This is a genomic window from Streptomyces sp. NPDC006925 (assembly GCF_042869575.1).
Classification (GTDB): Bacteria; Actinomycetota; Actinomycetes; order Streptomycetales; family Streptomycetaceae; genus Streptomyces.
This window is the reverse complement of the sequence record NZ_JBIAGB010000024.1, coordinates 16,924-35,606: the sequence shown is the minus strand read 5'-3', so window position 1 is coordinate 35,606 and position 18,683 is coordinate 16,924. Positions and strand designations below refer to the sequence as shown.

10 protein-coding genes are annotated in these 18,683 nt (G+C 68.4%); 1 reads left to right on the top strand and 9 read right to left on the bottom strand.

Going from position 1 to position 18,683, the window contains the following annotated elements; genetic code table 11:
• Positions 1–70 precede the first annotated feature (70 nt).
• Together ACFYNS_RS25755 and ACFYNS_RS25750 are read right to left on the bottom strand one after the other, a co-directional pair.
• Positions 71–1,921: a discoidin domain-containing protein gene (locus ACFYNS_RS25755; protein WP_360293552.1), complete on the bottom strand. Its 1,851-nt coding sequence runs from the start codon at positions 1,919–1,921 to the stop codon at positions 71–73.
• On the bottom strand, positions 1,918–3,006 hold the full coding sequence (locus tag ACFYNS_RS25750; RefSeq protein WP_360293549.1) for a DUF1996 domain-containing protein: 1,089 nt from the start codon (positions 3,004–3,006) through the stop codon (positions 1,918–1,920). Before ACFYNS_RS25750 ends, ACFYNS_RS25755 begins: the two co-directional genes overlap by 4 nt.
• A 368-nt stretch (positions 3,007–3,374) precedes the next feature.
• Here ACFYNS_RS25750 and ACFYNS_RS25745 point away from each other — a divergent pair, with 368 nt between their 5' ends.
• On the top strand, positions 3,375–5,237 hold the full coding sequence (locus ACFYNS_RS25745) for a coagulation factor 5/8 type domain-containing protein (protein WP_360293547.1): 1,863 nt from the start codon (positions 3,375–3,377) through the stop codon (positions 5,235–5,237).
• 195 nt (positions 5,238–5,432) lie between these two features.
• Here ACFYNS_RS25745 and tuf read toward each other — a convergent pair whose 3' ends face one another.
• From tuf to rpoB, 7 genes are all read right to left on the bottom strand, one after another.
• Positions 5,433–6,626 (bottom strand): elongation factor Tu, encoded by a 1,194-nt coding sequence (tuf, locus tag ACFYNS_RS25740; protein ID WP_360293544.1) that lies wholly within the window; start codon positions 6,624–6,626, stop codon positions 5,433–5,435.
• 248 nt (positions 6,627–6,874) lie between these two features.
• Positions 6,875–8,998 carry an elongation factor G gene (gene fusA, locus ACFYNS_RS25735; protein ID WP_360293541.1) on the bottom strand — a complete coding sequence of 708 codons (2,124 nt, stop codon included), beginning with the start codon at positions 8,996–8,998 and terminating at the stop codon, positions 6,875–6,877.
• Between the two features lie 39 nt (positions 8,999–9,037).
• On the bottom strand, positions 9,038–9,508 hold the full coding sequence (rpsG, locus tag ACFYNS_RS25730; protein WP_019354980.1) for a 30S ribosomal protein S7: 471 nt from the start codon (positions 9,506–9,508) through the stop codon (positions 9,038–9,040).
• A gap of 2 nt (positions 9,509–9,510) precedes the next feature.
• Positions 9,511–9,882, bottom strand: a complete 372-nt coding sequence (rpsL, locus tag ACFYNS_RS25725) for a 30S ribosomal protein S12 (RefSeq protein WP_003948652.1) — start codon at positions 9,880–9,882, stop codon at positions 9,511–9,513.
• Positions 9,883–10,249: 367 nt separating this feature from the next.
• Positions 10,250–10,711: a DUF1707 and DUF4190 domain-containing protein gene (locus ACFYNS_RS25720; protein ID WP_360293538.1), complete on the bottom strand. Its 462-nt coding sequence runs from the start codon at positions 10,709–10,711 to the stop codon at positions 10,250–10,252.
• A gap of 392 nt (positions 10,712–11,103) precedes the next feature.
• Positions 11,104–15,003, bottom strand: a complete 3,900-nt coding sequence (locus ACFYNS_RS25715; RefSeq protein WP_360293535.1) for a DNA-directed RNA polymerase subunit beta' — start codon at positions 15,001–15,003, stop codon at positions 11,104–11,106.
• Between the two features lie 92 nt (positions 15,004–15,095).
• On the bottom strand, positions 15,096–18,578 hold the full coding sequence (gene rpoB, locus ACFYNS_RS25710; protein ID WP_388605275.1) for a DNA-directed RNA polymerase subunit beta: 3,483 nt from the start codon (positions 18,576–18,578) through the stop codon (positions 15,096–15,098).
• Positions 18,579–18,683 lie beyond the last annotated feature (105 nt).

Below are 18,683 nucleotides of genomic sequence, written 5' to 3'. Positions count from 1 at the left end.
CCGTCCGCGACCTCGGGGGTCGGCCCCGCGGCGGAACACCGGCCCGCGCGGGCCCTGCCGTCGCCCCGCGTCAGGTGTAGACGCCGAACTCGTAGAGCGAGTAGCCCCAGCCGGTGCCGCGCTGCGTCCCGTGGACACGGACGTAGCGGCCGGTGCCGGAGACGTCGAGGTCGTCGACTCCGCCGTCGCCTCCGGTGACCTCGCGTACGGTGCGCCAGTTCCGGCCGTCGTCGGAGGTCTGGACGGTGTACTCCGTCGCGTGGGAGGTCTCCCAGACGAGTTGCACGTGCCGGAACGCGGTGCGGGCACCGAGGTCGACGCTCAGCCACTGCGGGTCGCTCCAGTCGCTCGCCCAGCGGGTGGTGAGGTCGCCGTCCACGGCGTCGGCGGCGGTGCAGGGGCAGTCGCCGCCGCCCTGCTGCTCCGAGGAGGCCGTCGCAGGCGCGCCGAGGGCCGCGTTGGTGCCGTCGACGTCCGGCGGGACGACGCGCACGGAGCGGGACTCCACTCCGACGTTGCCCCTGCCGTCCGTGGCCTTGACGTACATCTTCCACACGCCCGGGCGGTCGGGTGCGGTGACCCGGAGCCGGCCGCCGCCGAGGTCGGTGGCGGGCAGCGGAGTCAGCTGGTTGCTCTCGTCGAGATACTTGCTGTTGCTGAGCACCTCGTAGGAGAGCGGATCGCCGTCCGGGTCGGTCGCCCGTACCGACAGGGTCACTTCGCCGCCCGCCGGCACCTGGGAGGGGTCGCCCTCGACGGTCATCGCGGAGATGACCGGCGGGGTGTTGTCGGTGTCGGTGGCAGCGCCGTAGGCCCGTTTGACGGCGTAGTAGGAGAGCCGTTTCTGGCCTGCGGGCAGCAGGTTGAACCAGATGCCGCCGAAGTCGTACTCGGTGCCGTAGTGGAACATCGTCGCGCCGAGCGCCACACCCCGGTGCCCGGTCACGCAGTTCCACGCCTCGGTGTAACCCTCGGCCTTGGCCTGGTCGGTGGGTTCCTCGGGGACGCCGTTGGCGTCGTCGGGGACCTCCCACTCGCCGGGCGGGCCGGTCTCGGTGACGAGGTAGGGCTTGGTGTAGCCGCCCTGTTCCCAGGCGGACCGGATGCCGCACACGTCCTGGTAGGCGTTGACGGCGTACAGGTCCAGATCGGGTGCGTTCTCCTTGTAGTACGGCCAGGCGCCGGTCCACGCGTCGGTCGAGGTGACGGGGTGGTCCGGGTCGAGGGCGTGGATGCGCACGGCGACGTCGTTGACGAAGGAGGTGTAGGCGTCGCGCTGCTCTTCGAGCGCGTTGCCGCTGTAGCAGTTCTGCAGCCCGAGCACGGACTCGTTGCCGACGTTCCACATGAGCACGCCGGGGTGGTCCTTGTACGCGTCGACCCAGCTGGTGAACTCCTCCAGCGTGCTGCTCTTGTAGCCGTCGTCGGTCACGTAGTCCACGCAGCCGCCGCTGCCGGGGCCGCCGCCGGGCTGGAGCCAGAATCCGGCGACGACCTTGATGTCGTTGGCCGCGGCCGCGTCCAGCAGCGGCTTGCTGGTGGCGTCGGTGCCCCAGGTGCGGATCGTGTTGACGCCCATGGAGCGCAGGTCGGGCAGATACTTCCCGGCGTCGGAGGCGGCGGGCCCCCAGGTGAGGCCCTTGACCTGGTAGGGGCTGCCGTCCACGGTCAACTGCCAGTCGCCCTGGCTGCCGGTCACCTCGACGACGCTGCCCGCGGCCTGCGCCGGCTGCGCGGGCAGCGCGAGCGCTCCGGCGGCCAGCGCCCCGGCGACCAGGGGCGCCGCGAGACGGCGGACGAGAGGTGCCGGGACGAGACGGCGGACGAGCGACGCCTCGACGCGGCGACGGACGCCAGGGGGCGGGACGATCCGGCGGGCGAGAGGCGCCGCCCGGCGGGTGCGGGTGCGGGGTCCGGTCATGGTGCGGCCACCCCCGCGGGCAGTTCGTAGTCCTCGTTCAGGGCCGCGCCTTCCTCTGGATGCGTCTGGTCGTAGCCGCGTGCGTCGCACTGGAGGCCGCCGACGATGCAGTGGTCGACCAGGGCGTCGAGGGTGGCGTCGTCCCAGGCGTTGAAGAAGTCGTAGTGGAACGAGTAGCTGGGGCCGCTGGCCAGCCGCGCGGCGGAGAGGTCTCCATTGACGGGGAAGGCCATCTTGAACTCGATCATCGGCAGCGCGACCGGGTGGTCGGCGGGGCAGACGTTGTCGTTCGTGCCCTCCTTGACCACCGGATAGGCCATGTGGCTGCGGTGGTCGGCGGAGTCGAGGGAGGAGCCGTCCCAGCAGCTCGGGGCCTGGAGGCGGATGTTGAGCTGCACGTCGGAGCGGTCGGGGCAGTCGGTGGGGAACTCGGTGTTGAAGTAGCTGTCCCCGCACTCCCAGCCCTCGACGTACCCGGGGTGGTCGCGGAAGTCCTGCGGGCTCTGCGCCGGGCTGCCCACGACGAACCGCAGCCCCTTGGGGAAGGGGTGGACGCTGGTGTAGTCGGTGACACCGGCCTTGTAGTAGATGGTCTGGGGGCCGACGGGCAGTACCGGCCAGTCGCCGTCGAAGAGGGTGGGCATCCAGTAGGCCGACTTGTCGCCGGGCGCCTTGCAGGTGGTGCCGCCCGCGTCGAGGGAGGCGACGGTGCTGTCGGCGTCGGTCGTGGTGTTGCCCATGAAGGTGTGGTTGTGGGACGCGCCGGGCTGCCCGGGGAAGACGATCGGATCGTCCGGACCGGTGTGGCTGACCGCGCAGTTGGCCTGGAACTCGTGGAAGTAGCGATGGGGCGGCTGTGCTGCGGCGATTCCGGCCCCGGACGCGGTCCCGGCCCTGGTCCCGGCCCTGGTCCCGGCCTTGCTCCCGGACGCGGACCCGGCTTTGGTCGCAGTCCCGGCCCTCGTCCCGGACGCGGACGCGGACCCGGTCGCGGACGCGGACGCCGTCCCGGTCGCGCCGAGTGCCGCCAGCAGTAACGCGATCACGAGCAGCGTTCCCGAGCGGTACGTCGATCTCCGTGCCATGGAGCCCTCCTGAAAGTGAGGGGTGGGGGGCGGCGCGGCGAGCGGACCGCCGCGCCGATGGATCGGAAAGCGCTCTCCCGTTCCGGAGTGTTGAGGCACGCGGCGGAGGTGTCAAGGAAGTGAACCAAAGGATCAACAGCTAGCCCGCTCCGCACATTGCGGCGCAGTCGCCCCTCCCCCACGTTCCTACAGGTCAGCACCGAACTCCACGCCCGCGGCACCCACATGGGCGACAACCGGCGCCCGTCCGAACGCGCCTGCATTCCGTCACAACCCTTGACGTCCTGTACACACGGATGAACCATTCAGCGGCGAGAGAGCGCTCCCTCACCCCCCATCGTTCATCTGATGAACAAGGAGAAGCGCCCATGTCCCCTTCCTCCGACAGTTCCTCCGACAGTTCCTCCGAGAGTTCCGCCGCCCGTTCCTCCGACACTTCCGCCGATCGCCCCGCCCCCGGCCGCCGTACGGTTCTCGGGGCCGCCGCGGCAGCCGTACCCACGGCATTCGTCGGCCTGTCCGCACCCGCCTCGGCCGCCCCGGCACAGCGTCCGCGGCCGACGGGCACCGACGGCGCCCAGGACCTGCCCGGCGGCGGCGATCTCGGCCCCAACGTCATCGTGTTCGATCCCTCGACGCCCGGTATCCAGGCGAAGCTGGACGAGATCTTCCGGCAGCAGGAGTCCGCACAGTTCGGCAGCGGCCGCTACGCGCTGCTGTTCAAACCCGGCACCTACCACGGACTCAACGCGCAGCTCGGCTTCTACACCTCGATCGCGGGGCTGGGCCTGTCCCCCGACGACACCACCATCAACGGCGACGTGACCGTGGACGCCGGATGGTTCGACGGGAACGCGACCCAGAACTTCTGGCGCTCGGCGGAGAACCTCGCGCTCGTCCCGGTCAGCGGCACCAACCGGTGGGCCGTCGCGCAGGCCGCGCCGTTCCGCCGGATGCACGTCCGCGGCGGCCTCAACCTCTCCCCGGCCGGCTACGGCTGGGCCAGCGGCGGCTACATCGCCGACAGCCGGATCGACGGCCAGGTCGGACCGTACTCCCAGCAGCAGTGGTACACCCGCGACAGCGCGGTGGGCGGCTGGCTCAACGGCGTCTGGAACATGGTCTTCTCCGGCGTCGAGGGCGCTCCGGGGCAGAGCTTCCCCGACCCGCCCTACACCACACTGAACACGACGCCGATCTCCCGCGAGAAGCCGTTCCTCTACCTCGACGGCGCCGACTACCGGGTCTTCCTACCGGAGAAGCGGACCGCGGCGCGCGGCGTGACCTGGGGCAACGGCACCCCGCGCGGCACCTCGCTGCCGCTGTCCCAGTTCTACGTGGCACGGCCCGGCGACTCGGCGGCCACCCTCGACCAGGCGCTCGGCCAGGGGCTGCACCTGCTGCTCACCCCGGGCGTCTATCACCTCGACCAGCCGCTGAAGGTGGACCGGGCCGGGACGGTCGTGCTGGGCCTGGGCTACGCGACGCTGGTGCCCGACGGGGGCGCCACCGCGGTGCGGGTCGCCGACGTCGACGGGGTGCGCCTGGCCGGGTTCCTGGTCGACGCCGGGCCCACCAACTCCGAGACGCTGGTGGAGGTCGGGCCGCGGGGCGCCTCGGCGGACCACTCGGCGAACCCGATCACGGTGCAGGACGTGTTCGTCCGCATCGGCGGCAGCGGCGCGGGCAAGGCCACAACCAGCATCGTCGTCAACAGTCGGCACACCATCGTCGACCACACCTGGGTGTGGCGGGCCGACCATGGCACCGGCGTCGGCTGGGAGACGAACCGGGCCGACTACGGCGTGGTCGTCAACGGCGACGACGTGCTGGCCACCGGGCTGTTCGTGGAGCACTTCAACAAGTACGACCTGCAGTGGAACGGCCAGCGCGGCCGCACGATCTTCTTCCAGAACGAGAAGGCGTACGACGCGCCGAACCAGGCCGCGATCCAGAACGGTTCGATCAAGGGTTACGCCGCCTACAAGGTCGCCGACTCGGTCACCTCGCACGAGGCGTGGGGCCTGGGCAGCTACTGCTACTACAACGTCGATCCGACGATCGTCCAGCACCACGGCTTCGCCGCCCCGCACATCTCCGGGGTGAAGTTCCACGACGTGCTGGTGGTCTCGCTGGGCGGCAAGGGCCAGTACGAGCGCGTCATCAACGAGACCGGCTCGCCCACCTCCGGGACCTCGACCACGCCGTCCACGGTGGTCTCCTACCCCTGATCCGGGCGGGACGGCGTTTCGACGGCTGCCCACGGGCCCTCCGCGAGCACCGTCCGTCCCGCGGTCCGCGCATGCGAGAGGGCCCGTACGGCAGTACTGCCGTACGGGCCCTCTCCTCAGCCGAAGCCGATACGCCGGCCGGAGCCGACTGTCAGCCGAAGCCGGGATGCGCCGGGCGGACCCGGCGCGGCGAGGTCACTTGGAGATCTTGGTGACCTGGCCGGCGCCCACGGTGCGGCCACCCTCGCGGATGGCGAACTTGAGGCCCTCTTCCATGGCGACGGGCTGGATGAGCTGGACGCTCATCTCGGTGTTGTCGCCCGGCATGACCATCTCGGTGCCCTCGGGGAGGGTCACCACGCCGGTCACGTCGGTGGTGCGGAAGTAGAACTGCGGGCGGTAGTTGTTGAAGAACGGGGTGTGGCGGCCGCCCTCGTCCTTCGACAGGATGTACGCCTGCGCCTCGAACTCCGTGTGCGGGGTGACCGAGCCCGGCTTGATGATGACCTGGCCGCGCTCGACGTCCTCGCGCTTGATGCCGCGGAGCAGCAGACCGACGTTCTCACCGGCCTGGCCCTCGTCCAGCAGCTTCCGGAACATCTCGATGCCGGTGACCGTGGTCGAGGTCTTGGTGTCCTTGATGCCGATGATGTCGACGTTCTCGTTGACCTTCAGCACACCGCGCTCGATACGGCCGGTGACGACCGTGCCGCGGCCGGTGATGGTGAAGACGTCCTCGATCGGCATCAGGAACGGCTTGTCGGTGTCGCGCTCCGGGGCCGGGATGGCCTCGTCGACGGCCGCCATGAGCTTGACGACGGACTCGCCCCACTCCTTGTCGCCCTCCAGCGCCTTGAGCGCGGAGACCTTGACGACCGGAACCTCGTCGCCCGGGAACTCGTACTCCGAGAGCAGCTCACGGACCTCGAGCTCGACGAGCTCCATGATCTCCTCGTCGTCCACCATGTCGGCCTTGTTCAGGGCGACGACGATGTACGGAACGCCGACCTGGCGGGCCAGGAGCACGTGCTCCTTGGTCTGCGGCATCGGGCCGTCGGTGGCGGCGACCACGAGGATGGCGCCGTCCATCTGGGCGGCACCGGTGATCATGTTCTTGATGTAGTCCGCGTGACCCGGGCAGTCGACGTGGGCGTAGTGACGGTTCTCCGTCTGGTACTCGACGTGCGCGATGGAGATGGTGATACCGCGCTGGCGCTCTTCCGGCGCCTTGTCGATGTTCTCGAAGGCCGAAGCCTGGTTCAGCTCAGGGTACGCGTCGTGCAGCACCTTGGTGATCGCCGCGGTAAGAGTGGTCTTGCCGTGGTCGATGTGACCGATGGTGCCGATGTTGACGTGCGGCTTAGTCCGCTCGAACTTCGCCTTCGCCACTGGGGTCCTCCTGTGGACTGGTGCTGTACACCCTCCACATTTTGCGGAGGGGTTCAGGTGGTCGTACCGAACCGGTCAGGACCCCGAGGGGGATGCCCTTGACCTGTTCGCTTGGATGGGCCGGCGGCCGGGGCGCCCCGGCACAGTCCGCATCGGCGACCGAGCGATCTGTACCGGAGTGCCCCGAATGCCTTTGCTCCAGCCTAAGGGGTGAGGACGGGTGTCCTCCTCGCCCCCGGACGAGTGGGTTACTCGCCCTTGGCCTTCGCGATGATCTCCTCGGCGACGTTCTTGGGAACCTCACCGTAGGAGTCGAACTGCATGGAGTAGGTCGCACGGCCGGAGGTCTTGCTGCGCAGGTCTCCGACGTAGCCGAACATCTCCGACAGCGGTACCAGGCCGGTGACGAGCTTCGCGTTGCCCCGCTCCTCCATCGACTGGACCTGGCCGCGCCGCGAGTTGATGTCACCGATCACGTCGCCCATGTAGTCCTCGGGCGTCGTCACCTCGACCTTCATCAGCGGCTCCAGCAGGGCCGGGCTCGCCTTCCGGGCGGCCTCCTTGAACGCCATGGAACCGGCGATCTTGAACGCCATCTCGGAGGAGTCGACGTCGTGGAAGGCACCGTCGAGCAGCGTCACGCGGACACCGGTCAGCGGGTAGCCCGCCAGCACACCGAACTCCATGGCCTCCTGGCAGCCCGCGTCCACGGACGGGATGTACTCCCGCGGGATACGGCCACCGGTGACCTGGTTGACGAACTCGTACCCGTCGCCCTCAAGCGGCTCGACGGCGATCTGCACCTTCGCGAACTGACCGGAACCACCGGTCTGCTTCTTGTGGGTGTAGTCGACCTTCTCGACCTTCTTGCGGAGCGACTCGCGGTAGGCCACCTGCGGCTTACCGACGTTGGCCTCGACCCGGAACTCGCGCTTCATACGGTCGACCAGCACGTCGAGGTGCAGTTCGCCCATACCGGCGATGATCGTCTGGCCGGTGTCCTCGTTGGTCTTGACCTGGAAGGACGGGTCCTCCTCGGCCAGCCGCTGGATCGCGACGCCCAGCTTCTCCTGGTCGCCCTTCGACTTGGGCTCGATGGCGACCTCGATGACCGGGGCCGGGAAGTCCATCGACTCCAGGATCACCGGGCTGCTCGCGTCGCTGAGGGTCTCACCGGTGGTGGTCTGCTTCAGACCCATGACGGCGACGATGTCGCCGGCACCCACCGACTCGATCTCCTCACGCTTGTTCGCGTGCATCCGGTAGATCTTGCCGATGCGCTCCTTGCGGCCCTTCACCGAGTTCAGGACCTGGGTACCGGTGTGCAGCCGGCCCGAGTAGACGCGCAGGAAGGTCAGCTTGCCCAGGTGCGGGTCGCTGGCGATCTTGAACGCGAGCGCCGACATCGGCTCCTCCTCGGAGGGCCGACGCGTGATGACCTCGTCGGCGTCCTTGGGGGACTGCCCCTCGACGGCCTCGACGTCGATCGGGGCCGGCAGGTAGCGGGCGATCGCGTCGAGCAGGGGCTGCACGCCCTTGTTCTTGAACGCGGTACCGCAGAACACCGGGGTGACCGTGGTGGTGCCCTCGGCGCCGGTGGAGGCGAGGGTGACGCGGCGGATCGCCGCCATGAGCTGCTCCTGGGTGGGCTCCTCGCCCTCCAGGTACAGCTCCATCATCTCCTCGTCGTTCTCCGCGACGGCCTCGAGCAGCTTGCCGCGCCACTCCTCGGCCGCCTCGGCGTGGGTGTCCGGGATGTCGACGGTGTCGTACATCTCGCCCATCTTCGCCTCGGGCGACCAGACGAGGGCCTTCATCGACACCAGGTCGACGACGCCCTTGAAGTCCGCCTCGGTGCCGATCGGCAGCTGCATGACCAGCGGCACCGCGCCGAGGCGGTCCACGATCATGTCCACGCAGCGGTGGAACTCGGCGCCGGTGCGGTCGAGCTTGTTGACGAAGCAGATGCGCGGAACGCCGTAGCGGTCGGCCTGCCGCCAGACCGTCTCGGACTGCGGCTCCACACCGGCGACACCGTCGAACACCGTCACGGCACCGTCGAGCACGCGCAGCGCACGCTCCACCTCGACGGTGAAGTCGACGTGGCCCGGGGTGTCGATGATGTTGATGGTGTAGTCGACGCCGTTGAGCGGCCAGTGAGTGGTCGTCGCGGCCGACGTGATCGTGATGCCGCGCTCCTGCTCCTGCTCCATCCAGTCCATCGTGGCAGCGCCGTCGTGGACCTCACCGATCTTGTAGCTGCGACCGGTGTAGAAGAGGATCCGCTCGGTGGTCGTCGTCTTGCCCGCGTCGATGTGCGCCATGATCCCGATGTTGCGGACCTTGGCAAGGTCAAGTGAAGTGGTAGCCATAAGGCTTCAGTCTTCTCTCGGTCTCGATGGGGGTAGCGACTACCAGCGGTAGTGCGCGAAGGCCTTGTTGGACTCGGCCATCTTGTGCGTGTCCTCGCGCTTCTTCACGGCGGCGCCGAGCCCGTTGGAGGCATCGAGCAGCTCGTTCATCAGACGCTCGGTCATGGTCTTCTCGCGGCGGGCGCGGGAGTACCCCACGATCCAGCGGAGCGCGAGCGTGGAGGAACGGCCGGGGCGGACCTCGACCGGAACCTGGTAGGTGGCGCCACCGACGCGGCGGGAGCGGACCTCGAGGGTCGGCTTGACGTTCTCCAGCGCGCGCTTCAGCGTGATGACCGGGTCGTTGCCGGTCTTCTCGCGCAGCCCCTCCATGGCGCCGTAGACGATGCGCTCGGCGGTGGAGCGCTTGCCGTTCAGCAGCACCTTGTTGATGAGGGAGGTCACCAGAGGAGAGCCGTAGACCGGGTCGATGATGACCGGGCGCTTCGGGGCGGGGCCCTTACGAGGCATTCTTACTTCTCCTTCTTGGCGCCGTAGCGGCTGCGAGCCTGCTTGCGGTTCTTGACGCCCTGCGTGTCGAGGGAGCCGCGGATGATCTTGTAGCGAACACCCGGCAGGTCCTTCACACGGCCACCGCGCACGAGCACGATGGAGTGCTCCTGCAGGTTGTGACCCTCACCCGGAATGTAGGCGGTCACCTCGATCCCGCTGGTCAGGCGCACACGGGCGACCTTGCGCAGGGCCGAGTTCGGCTTCTTCGGGGTGGTCGTGAAAACACGCGTGCAGACGCCGCGGCGCTGGGGCGAACCCTCCAGTGCGGGCGTCTTGTTCTTCTCGACCTTGTCCTGCCGGCCCTTGCGGACCAGCTGCTGGATCGTAGGCACCGTTTCTCCGGTTTCTGTGTGCCAGTCTCGGTAAAGCTAACCTGGGCCATACCCGACCCACGAGGTCGGGTGTGTCGAAGACTGCAGATCCCCGCTGAGGGCGGAAGACTTCTCCATGGTGAGAAGCATGCAGATCCCGGTATCACCTGCTGCGCGCACCGTCACCGCGTTCGCGGGGGGACAACAGCGCAGGGGACACCCCAGGCACAGGAATTGAGGGTACCTACCTCATGGGCTGGGGTCAAAACAAATGGGGCGGCCACGATAGCGCCCCCGACCTGCGAGAAGAAGGGCACCGGGCCGCCCCTGGGGCCGACGCGCCGTACCGCTGCACCCCGCACCGGCCCGCCGACGGCTCCGCGACCCGTCAGGCTGTCGCCAGGATCACCCCGAAGACGATGGCCAGGAACACCCCGATGGCCACCCAGCCGAGCACCAGACCCGCCATCGCCAGACCCGCACCCTGCTCCCCCGTCCTGCGGATCTCCGCCCGCGCCTTGTGCCCGAGGATCACCGCGGGGATCGCCGTCAGCCCGTACATCGGCGTCAGCACCCCGCAGACCAGCGCGCCGATCGCCGAACCGTTGGTGCTCGGCGGGGGCGGCGGCAGGAAGGTGCGCGGCACCGCCGGATAGGCGGGCTGCTGGGACGGCATCGGGACCGGCCCCTGCGGCAGATCCGCGATGAGCATGTTGAGCTCCCCGTACGTCTGCGCGTGCGAGGCGCGGGCCAGCCGCTGCTCGTACTCCTCCTGCCCCAGCCGGCCCTCGGTGAAGCCGGCCTTCAGCACGTCGATCGCCCGCTCCCGGTCCGTGTGCGCCGCGCGCATCTGGCCCACCTGCTGGCCCTGGGCCGGAAAAACCCCCGGACTGTGGCCCTGACTCGGGACAAGACCGGGCTGCTGCCCCTGGCCCGGCACACCCCGGGCATTCCACGGTCCGTACGCCACCGGCCCCCACCTCCCAGCTCGCTTACCGTCCCCTCCATCATCCATGACGCGGGCGGTCCGCGGACGGTTCAGCCCCTGCCGATACCGCGGGCGCGGGCGGTGCGGGCAGGCACGGGGCACGCAGCGGGACCCGGCAGTCGGACGCGGGGACCCGCGAGACGACCGGACAGGTCCGGAAACGACCGCGGGGCGGCCACCCCTCTCGGGTGACCGCCCCGCGGCGGATACCTCCGTCATCCGCCGTATCCGGCGGTGACTCGGGCGCAGGCGACTCAGGCGTTGTACGGCCCGTAGTCGTAGTCCTCCAGCGGGACCGCCTGGCCGGAGCCGGTGCCGAAGGGCGAGTAGTCGATGTCGTCGTAACCGACGGCCGAGTACATCGCGGCCTTCGCCTCCTCGGTGGGCTCGACCCGGATGTTGCGGTAGCGGGACAGGCCCGTACCGGCCGGGATGAGCTTACCGATGATGACGTTCTCCTTGAGGCCGATCAGGGAGTCCGACTTGGCGTTGATCGCCGCGTCGGTCAGAACCCTGGTCGTCTCCTGGAAGGACGCCGCCGACAGCCACGACTCGGTGGCCAGCGACGCCTTGGTGATGCCCATGAGCTGCGGACGGCCGGAGGCCGGGTGGCCGCCCTCCTGCACCACGCGCCGGTTCTCGCCCTCGAACTTGGTGCGCTCCACCAGCTCGCCGGGCAGCAGCTCGGCGTCGCCGGACTCGATGATCGTCACCCGGCGCAGCATCTGCCGGATGATGATCTCGATGTGCTTGTCGTGGATCGACACACCCTGCGAGTTGTAGACCTTCTGGACCTCGCCCACCAGGTGCACCTGGACCGCGCGCTGGCCGAGGATACGGAGCACGTCGTGCGGGTTCTCCGTACCGACGGTCAGCCGCTGGCCGACGGAGACGTGGTCGCCCTCGCCCACCAGGAGGCGGGCGCGCTTGGAGACCGCGTAGGAGGTCTCGTCCGAGCCGTCGTCCGGGGTGACGATGACCTTCTTGGTCTTCTCCGTCTCCTCGATCCGCGCCCGGCCGGCCGACTCGGAGATCGGCGCGACGCCCTTGGGCGTCCGGGCCTCGAACAGCTCGACCACACGCGGCAGACCCTGGGTGATGTCGTCACCGGCCACACCACCGGTGTGGAAGGTACGCATCGTCAGCTGGGTGCCGGGCTCACCGATCGACTGGGCCGCGATGATGCCGACGGCCTCGCCGATGTCGACCAGCTTGCCGGTGGCCAGCGAGCGGCCGTAGCACATGGCGCAGGTGCCCACGTGCGACTCGCAGGTGAGGATCGAGCGGGTCTTGACGGTCTCGATGCCGTGCCGGACCAGCTCGTCGATGAGCACGTCGCCCAGGTCGGTACCGGCCGGGGCCAGCACCATGCCGTCGACGACGATGTCCTCGGCGAGGCAGCGCGCGTACACGCTGGTCTCGACGTCCTCCGCCTTGCGCAGCACACCGTCCTCGCCCTTGGAGGCGATGGACAGCTTGAGGCCGCGGTCGGTCCCGCAGTCCTCCTCGCGGATGATCACGTCCTGCGAGACGTCCACCAGACGCCGGGTGAGGTAACCCGAGTCCGCCGTACGCAGCGCCGTGTCGGCGAGGCCCTTACGGGCACCGTGCGTGGAGATGAAGTACTCCAGCACGGAGAGGCCCTCGCGGAAGGACGCCTTGATGGGACGCGGGATGGTCTCGTTCTTGGCGTTGGAGACCAGACCGCGCATACCCGCGATCTGACGCATCTGCATCATGTTCCCTCGGGCGCCCGAGTCCACCATCATGAAGATCGGGTTCGTCTTCGGGAAGTTCTCGTTCATCGCCTCGGAGACCTCGTTGGTCGCCTTGGTCCAAATGGCGATGAGCTCCTGCGTGCGCTCGTCCTTGGTGATCAGACCGCGCTCGTACTGCTTCTGGACCTTCTCGTCCTGCGCCTCGTAACCGGCGATGATCTCCGGCTTGGCGTCCGGGACGACGACGTCCGTGATCGCGATGGTGACACCCGAGCGGGTCGCCCAGAAGTAACCGGCCGACTTCAGGTTGTCCAGCGCCGCGGCGACGACGACCTTGGGGTAGCGCTCGGCCAGGTCGTTGACGATCTGGGAGAGCTGCTTCTTGCCCACGGTGTAGTCGACGAACGGGTACTCCTCGGGCAGCAGCTCGTTGAAGAGCGCCCGGCCCAGAGAGGTGTGCAGCCGGAACGGGTCACCGGGCTGCCATTCCGGCTCGCCCTCCTCCGGCGCCGGCGGGGCCCAGCCCAGCGGCGGAGTGGTGCCGACCGGGAAGCGGATGTCGATCTTCGCCTGGAGCGACAGCTCCCCGGCGTCGAACGCCATGATCGCTTCCGCGGTGGAGTTGAACGAGCGGCCGTCGCCCTTGGTGACGCGCTGCTCCTCGTCCGTGGTGAGGAAGAACAGGCCCAGGACCATGTCCTGCGTCGGCATCGTCACCGGCCGGCCGTCGGCCGGCTTGAGGATGTTGTTCGAGGACAGCATCAGGATGCGGGCCTCGGCCTGCGCCTCCGCGGACAGCGGCAGGTGCACGGCCATCTGGTCACCGTCGAAGTCCGCGTTGAACGCGGTGCACACGAGCGGGTGAATCTGAATGGCCTTGCCCTCGACCAGCTGCGGCTCGAACGCCTGGATGCCGAGACGGTGCAGGGTCGGTGCGCGGTTGAGCAGCACCGGGTGCTCCGCGATGACCTCTTCCAGCACGTCGTAGACGACCGTGCGGCCGCGCTCGACCATGCGCTTGGCGCTCTTGATGTTCTGCGCGTGGTTGAGGTCCACCAGCCGCTTCATCACGAACGGCTTGAACAGCTCCAGCGCCATCGCCTTGGGCAGCCCGCACTGGTGCAGCTTGAGCTGCGGGCCGACGACGATGACCGAACGGGCCGAGTAGTCGACACGCTTGCCCAGCAGGTTCTGCCGGAAGCGGCCCTGCTTGCCCTTGAGCATGTCGGACAGCGACTTGAGCGGGCGGTTGCCCGGACCGGTGACCGGACGGCCGCGGCGGCCGTTGTCGAACAGCGCGTCGACGGCCTCCTGGAGCATCCGCTTCTCGTTGTTGACGATGATCTCGGGCGCACCGAGGTCGAGAAGCCGCTTCAGGCGGTTGTTCCGGTTGATCACCCGGCGGTACAGGTCGTTCAGGTCGGAGGTGGCGAACCGGCCACCGTCCAGCTGCACCATCGGACGCAGGTCCGGCGGGATGACCGGCACGCAGTCCAGCACCATGCCCTTGGGGCTGTTGCTGGTCTGCAGGAACGCGGAGACGACCTTGAGCCGCTTGAGCGCGCGGGTCTTCTTCTGCCCCTTGCCGGTGCGGATGATCTCGCGGAGCCGCTCAGCCTCCTCGTCCAGGTCGAAGGTCTCCAGCCGCTTCTGCAGCGCGGCAGCGCCCATGGAGCCGTCGAAGTAGGTCCCGAAGCGGTCGCGCAGCTCGCGGTAGAGCAGCTCGTCGCCCTCCAGGTCCTGCACCTTGAGGTTCTTGAAGCGGTTCCAGACCTCGTCCAGCCGGTCCAGCTCACGCTGGGCGCGGTCGCGGATCTGCTTCATCTCGCGCTCGGCGCCCTCGCGCACCTTGCGGCGCACGTCGGCCTTGGCGCCCTCGGCCTCCAGCTCGGCCAGGTCGCCTTCCTGCTTCTTGGCGCGGGCCTCCAGGTCGGAGTCCCGGCGCTGCTCGATGTGCTGGCGCTCCACACCGACGTGCGCCTCCAGGGAGGGCAGGTCGCGGGTGCGGCGCTCCTCGTCGACGTACGTGATCATGTACGCCGCGAAGTAGATGACCTTCTCCAGGTCCTTCGGGGCCAGGTCGAGCAGGTAGCCCAGCCGCGAGGGAACGCCCTTGAAGTACCAGATGTGGGTCACGGGCGCGGCGAGCTCGATGTGGCCCATCCGCTCACGGCGCACCTTGGCGCGGGTCACCTCGACGCCGCAGCGCTCGCAGATGATGCCCTTGAAGCGCACGCGCTTGTACTTGCCGCAGTAGCACTCCCAGTCCCGGGTCGGACCGAAGATCTTCTCGCAGAAGAGTCCGTCCTTCTCGGGCTTGAGGGTGCGGTAGTTGATGGTCTCCGGCTTCTTGACCTCGCCGTGCGACCACTGACGGATGTCGTCAGCGGTGGCCAGGCCGATTCGCAGTTCGTCGAAGAAGTTGACGTCGAGCACTCTCGTCAATCCCTCTCAGGGTCGTGTGTCAATGGTCTGAACGGGGTCGCGGGGAGGGCCGGGACACGCGGGGCGCGCCCCGGCCGACTCCGTCAGACCTCTTCGACGCTGCTCGGCTCGCGCCGGGACAGGTCGATTCCGAGCTCCTCCGCCGCGCGGAAGACGTCCTCGTCGGTGTCGCGCATCTCGATCGACATGCCGTCCGAGGACAGCACCTCGACGTTGAGGCAGAGCGACTGCATCTCCTTGATGAGCACCTTGAAGGACTCGGGGATGCCCGGCTCGGGGATGTTCTCGCCCTTGACGATGGCCTCGTAGACCTTCACGCGGCCGGTGACGTCGTCGGACTTGATGGTCAGCAGCTCCTGCAGCGCGTACGCGGCGCCGTACGCCTCCAGGGCCCACACCTCCATCTCACCGAAGCGCTGGCCACCGAACTGGGCCTTACCACCCAGCGGCTGCTGGGTGATCATGGAGTACGGACCGGTCGAGCGGGCGTGCAGCTTGTCGTCGACCAGGTGGTGCAGCTTGAGGATGTACATGTACCCGACCGAGATCGGGTCCGGGAACGGCTCGCCGGAGCGGCCGTCGAAGAGGTGCGCCTTGCCGGAGGGCTGGACCATCCGGTCGCCGTCCCGGTTGGGCAGCGTGGCCTGGAACAGACCGGCGATCTCGTCCTCGCGGGCGCCGTCGAAGACCGGCGTCGCCACGTTGGTCTTCGGGTCGACCTCGTCGGCACCGATGGACTGCAGGCGCTGCATCCACTCCTCGGAGCCCTCGACCTTCCAGCCCTGGGAGGCCAGCCAGCCCAGGTGGATCTCCAGGACCTGGCCCGGGTTCATCCGGGACGGGACACCCAGCGGGTTGAGGATCACGTCGACCGGGGTGCCGTCCTCCAGGAACGGCATGTCCTCGACCGGCAGGATCTTCGAGATGACGCCCTTGTTGCCGTGCCGGCCGGCGAGCTTGTCACCGTCGGTGATCTTGCGCTTCTGGGCGACGTAGACCCGCACGAGCTGGTTGACGCCGGGCGGCAGCTCGTCGCCCTCCTCGCGGTCGAAGACGCGGACGCCGATGACCTTGCCGGTCTCGCCGTGCGGCACCTTCAGCGAGGTGTCACGGACCTCACGCGCCTTCTCACCGAAGATCGCGCGCAGCAGCCGCTCCTCGGGGGTCAGCTCGGTCTCACCCTTGGGAGTGACCTTGCCGACGAGGATGTCGCCCGCCTCGACCTCGGCGCCGATGCGGATGATGCCGCGCTCGTCGAGGTCGGCCAGGACCTCCTCGGAGACGTTCGGGATGTCCCGGGTGATCTCCTCGGGGCCGAGCTTGGTGTCGCGGGCGTCGACCTCGTGCTCCTCGATGTGGATCGAGGAGAGGACGTCGTCCTGCACCAGCCGCTGGCTGAGGATGATCGCGTCCTCGTAGTTGTAGCCCTCCCACGGCATGAAGGCCACGAGCAGGTTCTTGCCGAGCGCCATCTCACCTTCGTCGGTGGACGGGCCGTCGGCCAGCACCTGGCCCTCGATGACGCGGGCGCCCTCGTCCACGAGCACCTTCTGGTTGAAGGAGGTGCCCTGGTTGGAGCGGGTGAACTTGGCGACCCGGTAGGTGTTGTACGTGCCGTCGTCGTTGGCCACCGTGACGTAGTCGGCGGAGACCTCCTGGACGACACCGTCCTTCTCGGCCTTGATGACGTCGCCGGCGTCGACCGCGCAGCGGTACTCCATGCCGGTGCCGACCAGCGGGGCCTCGGCCTTGATGAGCGGCACGGCCTGCCGCATCATGTTCGACCCCATCAGGGCGCGGTTGGCGTCGTCGTGCTCCAGGAACGGGATCATGGCGGTCGCGACCGACACCATCTGGCGCGGCGAGACGTCCATGTAGTCCACGTCGTCACCCGGGATCAGGTCGACCTCGCCGCCGCGGCGGCGGACCAGGACCCGGTCCTCGGCGAACCGCATCTCCTCGGTGAGGGGCGCGTTCGCCTGGGCGATCACGAAGCGGTCCTCCTCGTCGGCGGTGAGGTAGTGCACCTCGTCGCTGACGACGCCCTCGATCACCTGGCGGTACGGGGTCTCGACGAAACCGAAGGGGTTCAGCCGGCCGTAGGAGGCGAGCGAGCCGATCAGGCCGATGTTCGGGCCTTCCGGCGTCTCGATCGGGCACATCCGGCCGTAGTGCGAGGGGTGCACGTCACGGACCTCGAAGCCGGCCCGCTCCCGGCTGAGACCACCCGGGCCCAGCGAGTTGAGGCGCCGCTTGTGGGTGAGCCCGGAGATCGGGTTCGTCTGGTCCATGAACTGGGAGAGCTGGCTGGTGCCGAAGAACTCCTTGATGGAGGCGACGACCGGCCGGATGTTGATCAGGGTCTGCGGCGTGATCGCCTCGACGTCCTGCGTGGTCATCCGCTCGCGCACCACGCGCTCCATACGGGCGAGACCCGTACGGACCTGGTTCTGGATCAGCTCGCCGACGTTGCGCAGACGGCGGTTGCCGAAGTGGTCGATGTCGTCGGTCTCGATGACGATCGTGTCGCCCTCGGCGGACTGCGACTCGGACTCGCCCGCGTGCAGCTTCACCAGGTACTTGATCGTGGCGATGATGTCGGCGGTGGTCAGCACGCCGGAGTCCAGCGGCTCGTCGCCGCCGAGCTTCTTGTTGATCTTGTACCGGCCGACCTTGGCCAGGTCGTAGCGCTTCGGGTTGAAGTAGAGGTTCTCCAGCAGCGTCTGCGCGGCCTCGCGGGTCGGCGGCTCACCCGGGCGCAGCTTGCGGTAGATGTCGAGCAGCGCGTCGTCCTGACCCTGGGTGTGGTCCTTCTCCAGGGTGGCGCGCATGGACTCGTACTGGCCGAACTCCTCGAGGATCTGCTCGGTGGTCCAGCCGAGCGCCTTGAGCAGGACGGTGACGGACTGCTTGCGCTTGCGGTCGATGCGGACACCGACCATGTCGCGCTTGTCGACCTCCATCTCCAGCCAGGCACCGCGGGAAGGGATGACCTTGGCGGAGTAGATGTCCTTGTCGGAGGTCTTGTCGATCGAGGAGTCGAAGTAGACACCCGGGGACCGGACGAGCTGGGTGACGACGACACGCTCGGTGCCGTTGATCACGAAGGTGCCCTTGTTGGTCATGAGCGGGAAGTCGCCGATGAAGACCGTCTGCGACTTGATCTCGCCGGTCTCGTTGTTCGTGAACTCGGCGGTGACGAACAGCGGAGCCGCGTACGTGAAGTCGCGCTCCTTGCACTCGTCGATCGAGTTCTTGGGGGGCTCGAAGCGGTGGTCGCGGAAGGTCAGCGACATCGACCCGGAGAAGTCCTCGATCGGCGAGATCTCCTCGAAGATCTCCTCCAGACCGGACTTGGTGGGAACGTTCTGTCCGCTGTCCAGCGCGGCCTCGACGCGAGCCTTCCAGGCGTCGTTGCCGAGCAGCCAGTCAAAGCTCTCGGTCTGGAGCGCGAGAAGGTTGGGAACCTCCAGGGGCTCCCTGATCTTCGCAAAAGAGATACGCAGCGGGGCAGTGCTGGCGCCGTTGTTCGAATTGGCAGTCGAGGCGGTGCGCGAGGCGGCCAAGAGGGGGTCCTTCCGAGGGCTCGGACTCTCTACACGCATACCGGTGCCCCTGGTGACGGGCAGGGGGCAGCTAATAGGCAGCGCAAAGGGTCAGTGTAGCCACAA

Excerpts from the sequence above, each read along its gene's own strand:
- ACFYNS_RS25745 (WP_360293547.1), top strand. The coding sequence starts at position 3,375 with ATGTCCCCTTCCTCCGACAGTTCCTCCGACAGTTCCTCCGAGAGTTCC.
- rpsG (WP_019354980.1), bottom strand. The coding sequence starts at position 9,508 with ATGCCTCGTAAGGGCCCCGCCCCGAAGCGCCCGGTCATCATCGACCCG.
- fusA (WP_360293541.1), bottom strand. The coding sequence starts at position 8,998 with ATGGCTACCACTTCACTTGACCTTGCCAAGGTCCGCAACATCGGGATC.
- ACFYNS_RS25755 (WP_360293552.1), bottom strand. The coding sequence starts at position 1,921 with ATGACCGGACCCCGCACCCGCACCCGCCGGGCGGCGCCTCTCGCCCGC.
- ACFYNS_RS25720 (WP_360293538.1), bottom strand. The coding sequence starts at position 10,711 with ATGCGCGCGGCGCACACGGACCGGGAGCGGGCGATCGACGTGCTGAAG.
- ACFYNS_RS25750 (WP_360293549.1), bottom strand. The coding sequence starts at position 3,006 with ATGGCACGGAGATCGACGTACCGCTCGGGAACGCTGCTCGTGATCGCG.